Annotated in this window: 11 protein-coding genes; 8 read left to right on the top strand and 3 right to left on the bottom strand. The window is 42.0% G+C overall.

Annotated elements, in window-relative coordinates:
• Window positions 1–13: 13 nt before the first annotated feature.
• Entirely contained in the window at window positions 14–499 is a 486-nt protein-coding gene (gene greB, locus GUY17_RS01275) for a transcription elongation factor GreB (RefSeq protein ID WP_011635724.1), read from the bottom strand.
• Window positions 500–712: 213 nt separating this feature from the next.
• Between greB and GUY17_RS01280 the strand changes: the two genes are divergently transcribed.
• The 6 genes from GUY17_RS01280 (at window position 713) to GUY17_RS01305 (ending at window position 10,090) form a co-directional block, all read left to right on the top strand.
• Window positions 713–3,085: a Tex family protein gene (locus tag GUY17_RS01280; RefSeq protein WP_174839619.1), complete on the top strand. Its 2,373-nt coding sequence runs from the start codon at window positions 713–715 to the stop codon at window positions 3,083–3,085.
• Window positions 3,086–3,289: 204 nt separating this feature from the next.
• Complete coding sequence (locus GUY17_RS01285; protein WP_254439850.1) at window positions 3,290–4,957, top strand: phosphoethanolamine transferase; 1,668 nt, start codon at window positions 3,290–3,292, stop codon at window positions 4,955–4,957.
• A 10-nt stretch (window positions 4,958–4,967) separates the two neighbouring features.
• Window positions 4,968–5,411 carry a diacylglycerol kinase gene (locus GUY17_RS01290; RefSeq protein WP_254439851.1) on the top strand — a complete coding sequence of 148 codons (444 nt, stop codon included), beginning with the start codon at window positions 4,968–4,970 and terminating at the stop codon, window positions 5,409–5,411.
• A gap of 178 nt (window positions 5,412–5,589) precedes the next feature.
• Window positions 5,590–6,264: a response regulator transcription factor gene (locus GUY17_RS01295; RefSeq protein ID WP_101084868.1), complete on the top strand. Its 675-nt coding sequence runs from the start codon at window positions 5,590–5,592 to the stop codon at window positions 6,262–6,264.
• The gene (locus GUY17_RS01300; RefSeq protein ID WP_162022061.1) at window positions 6,264–7,700 is read left to right on the top strand and encodes a HAMP domain-containing sensor histidine kinase; all 1,437 of its coding nucleotides are present in this window, start codon (window positions 6,264–6,266) and stop codon (window positions 7,698–7,700) included. The genes GUY17_RS01295 and GUY17_RS01300 overlap by 1 nt, the downstream gene beginning before the upstream one ends.
• Window positions 7,701–8,053: 353 nt before the next feature.
• Entirely contained in the window at window positions 8,054–10,090 is a 2,037-nt protein-coding gene (locus GUY17_RS01305; protein ID WP_162022062.1) for an LTA synthase family protein, read from the top strand.
• On the opposite strand, the gene GUY17_RS01310 is transcribed toward GUY17_RS01305, so the two are convergent.
• Window positions 10,082–10,588 (bottom strand): hypothetical protein, encoded by a 507-nt coding sequence (locus GUY17_RS01310; protein WP_101084871.1) that lies wholly within the window; start codon window positions 10,586–10,588, stop codon window positions 10,082–10,084. The genes GUY17_RS01305 and GUY17_RS01310 overlap by 9 nt on opposite strands.
• Before the next feature lie 77 nt (window positions 10,589–10,665).
• A complete protein-coding gene (gene bioH, locus GUY17_RS01315; RefSeq protein ID WP_162022063.1) occupies window positions 10,666–11,472 on the bottom strand; it encodes a pimeloyl-ACP methyl ester esterase BioH in 807 nt (268 codons plus the stop codon).
• A 43-nt stretch (window positions 11,473–11,515) separates the two neighbouring features.
• Between bioH and GUY17_RS01320 the strand changes: the two genes are divergently transcribed.
• Together GUY17_RS01320 and nfuA are read left to right on the top strand one after the other, a co-directional pair.
• Window positions 11,516–12,322 (top strand): ComF family protein, encoded by an 807-nt coding sequence (locus tag GUY17_RS01320; RefSeq protein ID WP_101084873.1) that lies wholly within the window; start codon window positions 11,516–11,518, stop codon window positions 12,320–12,322.
• Between the two features lie 271 nt (window positions 12,323–12,593).
• Window positions 12,594–13,172 carry a Fe-S biogenesis protein NfuA gene (nfuA, locus tag GUY17_RS01325; RefSeq protein WP_101084874.1) on the top strand — a complete coding sequence of 193 codons (579 nt, stop codon included), beginning with the start codon at window positions 12,594–12,596 and terminating at the stop codon, window positions 13,170–13,172.
• Window positions 13,173–13,182: the final 10 nt, after the last annotated feature.

Raw genomic sequence — 13,182 nt, forward strand, 5'->3', positions numbered from 1 at the left:
TTCCTTGGATAAGTTATTTCTGCTCTAGTTTGTAACTAATCTTATTGATGTACCAGGTTTTATCGCCTTGAGGTGTGCTCACTACCGCTTCATCGTCGACTTGTTTTTTGAGTAACGCGCGGGCCATGGGCGAGTCGATGGAGATGTAGTCTTTACGTTCGTCGTAAATTTCTTCTGGGCCGACAATTTTAAAGGTTTTAATGTCACCAGCGTCGTTTTCAATTTCAACCGTGGCACCAAAAAACACTTTGCCTTCTTGCTCTGGTGCGTAATAGACAATTTTGAGTTCGGGCAGCAGCTTGCGTAAATAGCGTACTCGGCGATCAATTTGCCTTAATAAACGTTTATTAAAAGTGTAATCAGCATTCTCGGAGCGATCACCCAAACCTGCCGCCCAAGTGACAATCTTAGTGACTTCAGGACGTTGTTCTTTCCACAAGTAGTCGTGCTCAATTCTGAGCTTATTGTAGCCTTCTAAAGTGATTAACTTAGTTTTCACGCGGTTTACTCTTAATGTGGTCGAAGAACGGTGAGGTTTTCTATAAGCCGTAATATTATCATCTGTGTTTTAGCACTTCATGCCCGATGATGCATTCTTTTTATCGATTATCTATAAAGACATCATAAAGCCTTTCGTACTAGCAGCGAACTGGTGGTCTTTATGGTATCTTTGGCATAATTTTATTTTAAACCATGTCGAATTCGATTGATTATGCATAATATTGCCCAGATTATCGCTCAAGAACTTAATGTCCGTGAACAACAGGTCACAGCGACCATTGCGCTATTAGATGATGGCGCCACCGTGCCGTTTATTGCGCGCTATCGTAAAGAAGCTACCGGTGGTTTAGATGACACTCAGTTGCGTAACTTGTTTTCTCGTTTAGGTTATTTACGTGAGTTACACGACCGCCGCCAAGTGGTATTGTCGAGCATTGATGCGCAAGGCAAGTTAACCCCAGCGTTAACTCAAGCGATTAATGACGCCGACAGCAAAACCCGTCTTGAAGATTTATATCTGCCATTCAAACCAAAGCGTCGTACCAAGGGCCAAATAGCCATCGAAGCGGGTATTGAGCCGCTTGTAGATGCAGTATTAGCCAATCGTCAATTAGATATAGAAAGCAAAGCAACAGAGTTTATTAATCCTGATGCAGGTTTTGCCGACACTAAAGCAGTGCTTGATGGTGCGCGTTACATTTTAATGGAGCGCTTTGCTGAAGATGCAGAGTTACTGCGTAAAGTGCGCCAGCATTTATTACAGCAAGCTGTGCTTGAAAGCCGCATGGTAAAAGGCAAAGAGAAAGAAGGCGCTAAATTCCGCGACTATTTCGAGCATAATGAGCTGATGAGTAAAATCCCATCTCACCGTGCTTTAGCCATGTTGCGCGGCCGTAACGAAGGCATGTTAAGCCTGTCGATGAACGCCGATCCCGATACTCAAGCGACAGAAGGCAGTTATTGTGAAGTGATTATTAGCGATCACTTTAAGTTAGAACTGACTAACTCTAGCGTTGATGAATGGTTGAAAACGGTAGTGACCTCGACTTGGCGCATTAAAGTTGCTTTGCAAATGGAAACCGAGTTTATCGCTAAGATGCGTGAAAGCGCGGAAGAAGAAGCCATTAGAGTGTTTGCCCGTAACTTGGGCGATTTATTAATGGCGGCTCCTGCTGGTGCTAAAGCGACAATGGGACTCGATCCTGGTATCCGTACTGGCGTGAAAGTCGCGATTGTTGATAACACCGGTAAGCTGGTGGCCCACACCACTATTTTCCCGCATGCGCCACAAAACTTATGGGACAAGTCGATTCGTACCCTAAGTAATTTAGTGACCATGCATAAAGTTGAAATTATTGCGATTGGTAACGGTACTGGCTCGCGTGAGACCGACAAGCTAACTGGCGAGTTAATCGCTGCCGTAAAAGAAACGCATCCGACTCTGACCAAAGTGATTGTGAGTGAAGCGGGCGCATCGGTATATTCTGCCTCTGAGTTTGCCGCTAATGAGTTTCCTAATCTTGATGTGTCAATTCGTGGTGCGGTATCAATTGCGCGTCGCTTACAAGATCCGCTGGCAGAGTTAGTAAAAATTGAACCCAAAGCAATTGGCGTAGGACAATATCAGCATGATGTAAGCCAAAGCCAGTTATCGCAGTCGCTTGATGCCGTCGTCGAAGACTGTGTTAATGCCGTAGGTGTTGACTTAAATATGGCATCAGCGCCGTTATTAGCTCAAGTTGCTGGCTTAACCAAAACCTTAGCTAAAAACGTGGTTGATTTTCGTGACGCGAATGGTCAATTTACCAATCGTAAGCAGCTATTGAGTGTGGCTCGTTTAGGGCCTAAAGCTTATGAGCAAGCTGCGGGGTTTTTACGCATCCGTAATGGTGATAATCCATTGGATTCGTCATCTGTTCACCCAGAAGCGTACAGCCTAGTTGAGTCGATTGCTGGTGCTAAGCAATTGCCATTAACTGAACTGATTGGTAATAGCGATTTGTTAAAACAGATTAATGCTGCCGATTTTGTTACCGACGCATTTGGCGTACCGACCATTAATGATATTTTAGCCGAACTAGACAAGCCCGGACGCGACCCTCGTGGTGAGTTTAAAACGGCTACTTTTAAAGACGGTATAGAAGAATTGAAGCACCTTAAAGTCGAGATGATTTTAGAAGGTGTGGTCACCAACGTGACCAACTTTGGTGCCTTTGTTGATGTGGGTGTGCATCAAGATGGTTTAGTGCATATTTCATCGTTAACCGACAAGTTTGTTAGTGACCCTCATACAGTGGTTAAAGCCGGTGATGTGGTTAAAGTGAAAGTGATGGAAGTGGATATTGAGCGTCGTCGTATTGCGTTAAGCATGCGTCTTGATGAAAAAATTGATACCGAAAAAGCAACCAGACAGTCGCAAGGTAAGCCACAAAATAGTTACCAGAAAAAGCCTGCTGCGGGTAAATCGTCAACCAATACCAAGAGTTCTGGTCATAATAAACCAGCCAGTAAACCGGTTAAAGCACCACAAAATGCGGCTATGGGTAATGCGTTTGCTGATGCCTTTGCCAAGATAAAGAAATAACCCATTATACCGCGTGGTAAAACACATTTAGCTAATATATTGATTCTAAAGCCTTTGCACTGATGTGTGAGGGCTTTTTTTTAGCTAATTTTTATATTTTGAAACTGAATAAAGCCCCGCAGCAATAATTCAGTTTTTATTCAGTAGATCTTAAGTGTTTTGGTTGAATATCAGCGCCAGTCGAGTTTATTGCGAGTGGCAAAATTGAAATTACTAACGAAAACATTATCCAGTATCACCCCAAAGAGCATCAGTTACGAGGCGATGACCTGCATTATCGCTGTCTATTTTGGCTTGGTATTAAATTTTCCGATAATCCGTAAAATCTATCAATTATCAGCAGACGGTCATGTGCTGTTTTCTTTGTCACCTGCATTGTTATTAAGCAGTTTTTTTATGCTTATTTTTAGCTTATTTGCTTTTAAATTTGTTTTTAAACCCGTGATGATTGTGTTGTTACTGACATCATCTGCGGCCATGTATGCGATGTTGCAGTACAACGTGATGTTTGATTACGGCATGATTGAAAATATTTTTGAAACCAATTCTGGCGAAGCGTTTTCTTACATCAATTCACATTCAATTGGTTATGTGTTGGTGCTCGGGGTATTGCCTTCTATTTTGTTATACCGCACCAAATTATCGAGTGGTCCGTCACTGGCCAAAATAGTGCTTCGTCGCGCTGGCTTTACAATAATCAGTATGGCGTTAGTCGGGTTGATGGTGCTGTTTTTTTACAAAGACTATGCGTCAGTGGGGCGCAATAATAATTATCTGAATAAGATGATTATTCCTGCACATATTTATAATACGGTTAAATACCTAAACAACCGTTACTTTACCGAAAAGTTAACTTTTGACCCTATTGGTCAAGATGCACATCTAACCCCAAGCACGAATGGCAAACCGACCCTTATGGTGCTTGTTGTCGGTGAAACTGCCCGTGCAGAAAATATGGCGTATAACGGTTACCAACGTAACACCAACCCATACACAGAAAACCTAGGCATGATTGCCTTACAGAATGTGTCGTCGTGTGGCACGGCTACCGCGCATTCGTTACCGTGCATGTTCTCAAACCTCACTCATGATAATTACAATCGTGAAGTTGCCGATGCTCGAAATGACGTACTTGATGTGATTAACGCCGCTGGTGTTAACGTGACATGGTTTGAAAACGATGGCGGCGATAAAGACGTAGGAGCCCGCATTAATAAGATTGATATTTCGCCGAGCGAGCCAAATCCATTATGTGATGGCTTAAGTTGTTATGACGAGATTTTAGTTGAAAAACTCAGCCAAAAATTACAACAAGACAGTGAAGCCAGTGCACTGTCGGGTAAAGGCTTAGATAATCAATTTATCGCTTTGCATACTATTGGCAGTCACGGACCAACATATTGGCAGCGTTACCCAGCCGATAAAGCGTTATTTACGCCAGCTTGTAGCCGCAGCGATATTGAAAACTGTAGCGACCAAGAGATTGTTAATGTTTACGACAATACTATTGCCTATACCGATTTTGTGTTGGCAGAAACGATTAATGTACTTAAGCAATATCAAGACAAATATAACGTCGCGCTGGTGTATTTATCTGACCATGGTGAATCGTTGGGTGAAAGTGGAATGTATTTACACGGTACGCCTTACAGCATTGCGCCGAGCCAACAAACTCATGTGCCTTGGTTTATGTGGTTACCACAAGACTACACACAAGCTAAAGAAATTGACCGTGAATGTGTTGCCGAGCATGCATTAAGTGGCTCGTACTCACATGACAACTTGTTCCATACATTGTTAGGGCTTTACGGTGTTAGCAGCTCGGTACGTGATCCTAAGTTAGATATCACCACCGATTGTAAAATGAACTAGGGATATACTCATGACAATTTCAGCTTCATCATCTACGTCTGATGATAATGTAACAAAGAATACGGCAAAGAGTGCAGCAACTAAACAGCCAAAAATTGTGGTGAAACGCCATGGTATTATGCGCTTGCTGTATACCTGTAAACATACCTTTAATGGTTTAAAGTGGATGTGTCGTAATGAAGCGGCATTTCAGCAAGAGTTATTACTGTTTATTCCATTAACCGTGTTTGCTTGTATGGCAAATATCAGTGCGCCGCAATCTGCCATGTTAGTGCTGGCGTTACTATTTGTATTGTTTGCTGAACTGGTTAACACTGCTGTAGAAGTGGTGGTTGACCGTATTGGCCTGGAGTTTAATGAGTTATCTGGGCTCGCCAAAGATATTGCTTCTGCATTTGTGTTTCTCAGCATGCTGATGGCCGCGATTGTTTGGTGGGTTGTTTTATGGGCATAATTGACTCATAAACGGTTAATCTGCCCGCAACGTGTCGGCTGTTAACTTATCGCTATGGATAGCATAGAGATAAGTTTGCTAATGGTAGTTTGTTATCCCGAGTTTAGGTTACTTTTTTCCGTTTGGACTGCATCACTCGTAATATGGATATAGGCGCAATTATGATAAAGGACACTCAATGAAAGTGTTGTTAATTGAAGACTCTGAAGCGCTGCGTCGCGGCATTAGAGTTGGGTTAGATCATTTAGGTTATACCGTTGATGAAACCGGTGATGGTTCTGAGGGCTTAAGTATGGCGCTCACTAATTCTTATGATTTCATTATTTTGGATCTCATGCTGCCTAATGTAGATGGTCTGAGTTTACTTAAGAGTATTCGTAAATTAGGTAATCAATCTAAGGTCATTATTTTATCGGCTAAATCACAAGCTGAAGATCGTGTTACTGGCTTATTGGCGGGTGCCGATGATTATCTGTGTAAACCATTTTCGTTTGACGAATTACAAGCCCGACTCGTGACGCTTGGTCGCCGTGGTGAACTCAATCAACAAGTTAAAACTATTTGTATTGCTAATTTTGTTTTAGACACAAGTAATAAATCACTTCATGCAGATGGCCATTATATCGATCTGACTAAAAACGAATTCAAAATTGTTGAATATTTATTTAGTAACCCTAAGCAAGTACTTAATCCTGAACAAATCAGTGAAGCAGTCGTGGGTTCATTTAATCATTTATCAAAAAACACCATCGAGGCTCATTTATCGTCCGTGCGTAAAAAAGCTAAAGCCGTAGGGGTGACGCTACCGATAAAAAACAAACGTGGTTTTGGCTATTTTGTGGGTGAACATTAATGAGATCGTTAACCACCAATTTAGTCAATACCATGACCTATGTGGTATCAGCCATGTTGATTTTGGTGTTTTTGGCGATTGATATCAGTATCGATAATTGGGTCGATGTTGAGTTTGATAGCGCGTTAACAGACAAGTCTAACTACCTAAAGACCTTAGTTAAAGTGACTCCAGAAGGCACCGAGTTTGATTTTGCTGGCGAGTTTATGCCTGAATTTGGCATCTCGACTAAAGCAAGCTTTTTTCAATTGTGGCAAGGCTCAAGCGTGTTTGAACGTTCTGAGTCGTTGCGTAATTTCGAGGGTGTAGATTTACTTAAAAAAGACATTCCACTCAACAGTGCTTTTTTTGCCGATGTTGTGTTACCAGATGGTCGAGACGGCAGGGCGATGGTGTCGTATTTTGAGCCGCAAGTGCCTAAAACTAATCGGTCAATGATGGATACAGTCGAACCCATGTGGTTAACCATAGCCATTACCACTGAAGATTTGTCGCAAATTTTGGTGATCATCGACTCTAGTTTAGCCATTGGCTTACTACTGGTGATTGTGTTGATCCGTTGGGCCGTAGTGAAGGTTATTCATCGTGGTTTGACCCCGTTGAACGAATTAAACATGTCGCTAAAAAGCGTCGATGTCACTAAAAAATACATCCCACTGTCTAATGAGTCTGAACGTTATCTCGAAATTGAACCAATTCGTAATGAACTGAATAAATTTGTCAAAATTAGCCAACAATACTTACAAACAGAAAAGCGCATTACTGCCGATATCGCTCATGAACTGAAAACGCCAATCAGTGAGTTGATTAGTTTAAGTGAAATTTATATTCGTTATCCGGATGATCAGCGTATTGGCGTGAGCTATAAACAAGATGTACTCAGCATTAGTTTACGGATGAAAACCATAGTCAATAATTTACTACTATTGCAACAAGCCACATCTGAAAATATTAATCTACATCGCCAGCATATCAATATCAAAACCTTGATGGGCCAGGTTATTGATGAGTTGGCATTTAAGTACTCGACTATTCATGCTCGTTTGAATATTGAAAATAGTGATTTGGATCAAAACTGCCTTGTCGATGAGTTTTCTTTACACCTTATTTTGACCAATTTATTTGATAATGCACTGTACTACAGCCCGCCAAAGTCATCGATTAAAATAAGGTTAGTCTCTGATAATAAAGGATTAAGTTTCAGTGTTGAAAATCAATTAGTGACCAGTATTAATGCGAATGATTTAGAGCGACTTACGCTACCGTTATTCCAGGCTGAACAATCGCGATCAAATAGCGAAAGGCATGGATTAGGATTGGCCATCGTTGAAAATATTGCCAAAGTGAATGGATTTAAGTTTAGTTTTGAATTGGTTTCGGAAGACAAAATTATGTTTACTGTGTTGATTCCGAGTGACCATGCGGCGATGGTGTAAGTCGATGCAAAAAACCTTTTTAAAAAACAGAATTTAACCGACTGTAAATAAGATGTTAATATATGTTATTACGCCCTGAACTTAATATCTTCGCTAAGGTCTTAGGCTCAGATGGTTTTTGTTACTGTGTCTTCTCGTAGCCCGCTTACGATGATGATATTGAAAATATAACAAAAAATCTTGTTTAAAATCGTTGAGTAAACAAGGTTTTCAGTAACACGATAAGCTTAAGTTGCCCTTAAGATACACATACTAGTCTATTACCCAGTAATTATGTTATTACATTTGGGCTAGCTTGTTGCGGACTTAATTGCATATGAAGCCTAAAAATAATAATAATTTTGGAGCAATAAATGGCTGTCAATTTCTTTGGTCTTGGTAGTAGTTCAAGTGAACTCAGTACACAAAAGACCTCGCATAATTTATTTCAAGCAATTGTTATATTTAGTGTTATCTCTCTGCTTATTATGAGTTTGAGCCGTATTGGCATGTCTTTATGGCAAGCTGAGCGGGTATCCGATGCCCAAGGTTGGGGCTACATTTTATTGCAAGGTTTACGGGTAGATTTTGCCTCTTTATGTTGGTTGTGGGGTATTGCAGCGCTCGGAACCGTAGTGTTTGCCGGTGAGCATTTAGTCGGCCGTGTTTGGCTGACGATATTACGCGTATGGCTCACACTAGGTTTATGGGTGGTGGTTTTTCTTGAGGCGTCATCGCCGTCATTTATTGCTGAATATGGTTTTAGACCTAACCGTTTATATGTTGAATATCTGGTTTATCCAAAAGAAGTGTTATCGATGTTATGGGCAGGGCGTAAAGGCGAGCTTATTTTATCGGCGCTAATCACCGTGGGTACCTTATGGGGTGGCTGGTGGTTAAGTGGCAAATTAACGCAATATATTCGTTTTCCTAAATGGTATTGGCGTCCAGTGCTTGCGGTTATCGTCATTGCTATTTCGGTGCTTGGTGCGCGTTCATCGTTGGGGCATCGACCTCTTAATCCTTCATTGGTGGCATTTTCTGATGATCCTTTAGTTAATTCTTTGGTGTTAAATTCCTCTTTCTCACTCCTTTTTGCTATTTCGCAAATGAATAACGAAGAAGATGCATCGAAAGTGTATGGCAAGTTAGCGGACGCAAAAGTGATCGATATTGTGCGTCGTGAAAGCGGTCGGCCACTGAGTGCATTTACCTCATCAACCATACCGACGTTGTCATTTAATCAAGCCAGCTATACCGGTAAACCAAAGAACCTTGTGATCATTTTACAAGAAAGCTTAGGTGCGCGCTTTGTGGGGAGTTTAGGTGGTTTACCGTTAACGCCTAATATTGACGAACTCTCTAAACAAGGGTGGTTTTTTGAAAATTTATACGCAACTGGTACGCGTTCGGTAAGAGGTATTGAAGCGGTAACAACCGGTTTTACGCCAACGCCAGCACGCGCCGTGGTGAAACTAGGGAAGAGTCAAACAGGCTTTTTTACCATTGCTGATTTATTGAAGCAACATGGCTATACCACGCAGTTTATTTATGGTGGTGAAAGCCATTTTGATAATATGCGCAGCTTCTTTTTAGGCAATGGTTTTACCGATATAGTTGATCAAGGTGACTATAAAGACCCCGCGTTTGTGGCGTCTTGGGGGGTGTCTGATGAGGATTTATTGTTTAGAGCGGATGAAGAGTTTTCGCGGATGCACAAAGAGGGTAAGCCGTTCTTTAGTCTAGTGTTTAGTTCAAGTAATCATGATCCGTATGAGTTCCCAGATGACCGTATTGAGTTGTACGAACAGCCGCAATATACCATGCATAACGCGGTGAAATATGCCGATTATGCCGTGGGTGAGTTTTTCAAAAAAGCTAAAAAATCAGATTACTGGAAAGATACCTTATTCCTCGTTGTGGCCGATCATGACAGTCGAGTGGGTGGCGCAGCACTAATACCTGTGTCACGTTTTCGTATTCCTGGGCTTATATTAGGTGATGGGATTGATGCGAAGCGCGATCCACGTGTTGTTAGCCAAATTGATATGTCGCCGACGTTAATTTCGTTGCTGGGTATTTCGGATAGCTATCCAATGCTAGGCCGTGATTTAACCACAATGCCAGACTCTTGGCCGGGTCGAGCAATGATGCAATATGATAAAAACTTTGGTTTATTGGAGGGGAATAAAATGACTATTTTACAACCTGAATTACCACCGGAAAGTGTTACCTATAATTTTGTGACTGAAAAATTGACTCCGACCACATTGAATGAATCGCAAGCAGAAGCCGCGTTAGGTTGGGCATTGTGGGGGAGTTTAGCGTACAACAAAATGTTGTATCGTTCGGCTAATTCAGAGGCAAAACCGACACTGTCTGATATGGCTACCAAAGAAGTATCACGCTAATATTTGTAGTTGAGACTCATTATTTGGGGCGGATTGCTGTTGATAAAATTGACCAATCCGTTGACCGAATTGTTGGTAGGTCGCTTTGGATATGCCAGTGTCTAGCGCTTGGCGTTGACGGGGCTCTGGTGTTGTTTTAGCATTTGTCGATTGTGTTTTTAGTTGAATATCTTTACGTTGCAGCGCTGGGGTTTGGCTAGCCATGATTCTAATGACTTGAGGCCGAATGACTGGCGAGGCAATTGCTTTAGACTCTACCGCTTGTTGTGTGACACTTTGCTGTTGTCGTTTAGCTTGCTCTTGCTGCTGTTTTTTCTCCGCGACAATGTAAGGCGTAGCGCGTTCATTTTGTTGGTTTAATGACCGTTCAGCATGCTCTTTTGTCGGTTCTTGTGGCGGGATAATCGGCGGTTTTTGTTGATTGTCCACTCGTGCAAGATCCGTCGCAACATTCGAAGTTGCTAACGGTACTTGTGGATAATGAGTGGTAATTATCATGTTGACCTTGTCAATACGATGCCTTGACTAAATTATAGACAATATTTGGCCAAGGCTAAAGTGCTATTAAGGTATTTTTAGCGGTATTTTGTGAGCCAGAGTAATAAATGGTTTAAAAATGCATCGGGATGCGAAATAAACGGTGCATGGGATGCTTTGTGGACCAGCACATCTTCAATGTTGTCACTGCTTGGTAATGACGAGATAATCTTTCTCGGCACCAAACTATCTAACTTTCCCCAAATTCGTAACCATGGCTGCTGTATTTGAGTGATCGTGGCACGTAAATCTACTTGCGCTAACATATCCAATCCTTGTGATAAGCCTTGTTGTGTCGGCAATGGTTTGCTTAACACTAAGCTTTTTATTTGTTGGATATCAGATTTTGGATTATCACTTCCCATGGCTTGAATTGCCAGGAACCGTTCAACAGTGCGAGACAAATCGCGACTTAATTGACTTGAAAATTGTGCCAATACATCAGGTTGAATACCTGCCCAAGATAGGGTTGAGTCGTCTTTTTCGTGAGCCATAACACTTTCGCGGGCCATAAAGCATGGTGATGAGGCAATAGTGACTAATGCAGCCACTGACTCTGGGTAATCGATGGCAATTTGGCTAGCGATTAACCCTCCCAACGACCAACCAATCCAAATTGCCTGTTGTGGAAGTTGCTCTGCAAGTGCTTGTGACCATTGCGTTATGTCTCCGTCGATATTGGGACTTAACCCAAAACCCGGCAAATCAACATAATGCACTCTATACTGGTGCAATGCGTTTTTTAATGGACTAAAGACTTGGTTATTCACACCCCAACCGTGTAATAGCACGATGTCTTGGCCTTGTGAGCCTACGGTATCAATATGCAATGCAGGAAAACTCACGGTTAACACCTCTTTTGAGTCTATTTAATGGAATGAATAGCCAATGCCGCCAATCAATAATTCAATCGATATCACCCATATCTTACGTTTATGCGTCAAGCGCCTTCAGCGTGCCAGGGTCATTTTACTAGGCAGTTTACCCAACCGTTGCTTGCTGTGCCAGCAAAGGATAGATCAAACGGGTTATCAGCAATTGTTCCCTAATCAAGTGCTCACAGGTGTTTGCCAAGTGTGTTTAGCGGCAAGTTTGTATCAGCACGAAGTGTGCTTAGGTTGTGGGCGCGAAATAGCGTTGCTGCAGGCTTATTGTGGTAAATGCAATAAACACACTCCTAATTGGGTGGTAGCCCCTTGTAGTTATCATCAAGGGCTGGGACCTGTTATTGCCGCCATTAAATATCAACAGCAATGTGCACCGCTTAACGCGATAACTCAGCAACTAGCCTGTCGAATCGCATTGTTAATTAAGCATGGCATTATTAGGCGACCACAAGTGTTAATCCCCGTTCCGTTACATCCCAATCGTTTACGTCAGCGAGGTTTTAATCAAGCTTGGCTCATTGCTAAAGAGTTAAGCCTATTAACGAATATTCCTCTAGATGACCGTTGTTTAATTCGGATTGTTGATACGTTGCCACAAACGGGACTTGCGGGTAAGCAGAGGCGTAAAAACTGCCATGGTGCATTTGCACTACAACCAAGCATGACGTATCAGCGTGTTGCGTTGATTGATGATGTTGTTACTACTGGAACAACCGTAGATGAAATTGCAGGTTTATTTAGCCTGCAGTTTGTCCATGTGCAAACTTGGTGCCTTGCGCGTGCTGAAGCGCCGGGATTGTTAGATTAAATCTTTTTAAGGGTAGATTAGTCTAGGTTGAGGTTAGATTAATTCGATTTGAGTAATAACAAGATTTTTTGTAAATAAAAACAATTAATTAATATGTCTTGTAACGCTTGGTATATGGGGCATTGCAGTTTTTTTAGGGTAAAAAAAAGTTGAACTGGATCATTTTTTCGAGATCAAATCCCACTGACACTACAAAGCCAATGCAACACAGAGTATCATAGGTCTAATTCTTACTAATTTACTCAGGTATTCCCTGACGGAGCAGGTTTTTATGATCACCATTACCGATACAGCTCAGGCCCATTTCGTCAAACTATTGGCCGACCAGCCGGAAGGTACGCACATTCGTGTGTTTGTTATCAGCCCAGGTACTGCACAAGCAGAGTGTGGTGTGTCTTATTGTCCACCTGATGCCGCTGAAGCTGATGATGTAGAACTTCCATTTAATGGCTTTAGTGCTATGGTCGATGAAAAGAGCGCACCATTTTTAGATGATGCCAGCATTGACTTTGTAACCGACCAGCTTGGTTCGCAACTAACATTAAAAGCACCTAACGCAAAAATGCGCAAAGTGTCTGGAGATGCGCCATTAGTTGAACGTATTGAATATATTATTCAGTCAGAGATTAATCCACAACTTGCTAGCCACGGCGGTAACATCATGCTGGTAGAAATTACCGAAGCTGGTGTTGCAGTATTGCAGTTTGGCGGTGGGTGTAACGGTTGCTCGCAAGTTGATATCACCTTAAAAGATGGTATTGAGAAGCAATTGTTAGATATGTTCCCAACGGAATTGACTGGTGTTCGTGACGTGACAGAGCATGAGCATGGCGAGCATTCTTACGCCTAATCGCGTGATG

Source organism: Shewanella sp. Arc9-LZ (genome assembly GCF_010092445.1).
In the GTDB taxonomy this organism is placed as follows: domain Bacteria; phylum Pseudomonadota; class Gammaproteobacteria; order Enterobacterales; family Shewanellaceae; genus Shewanella.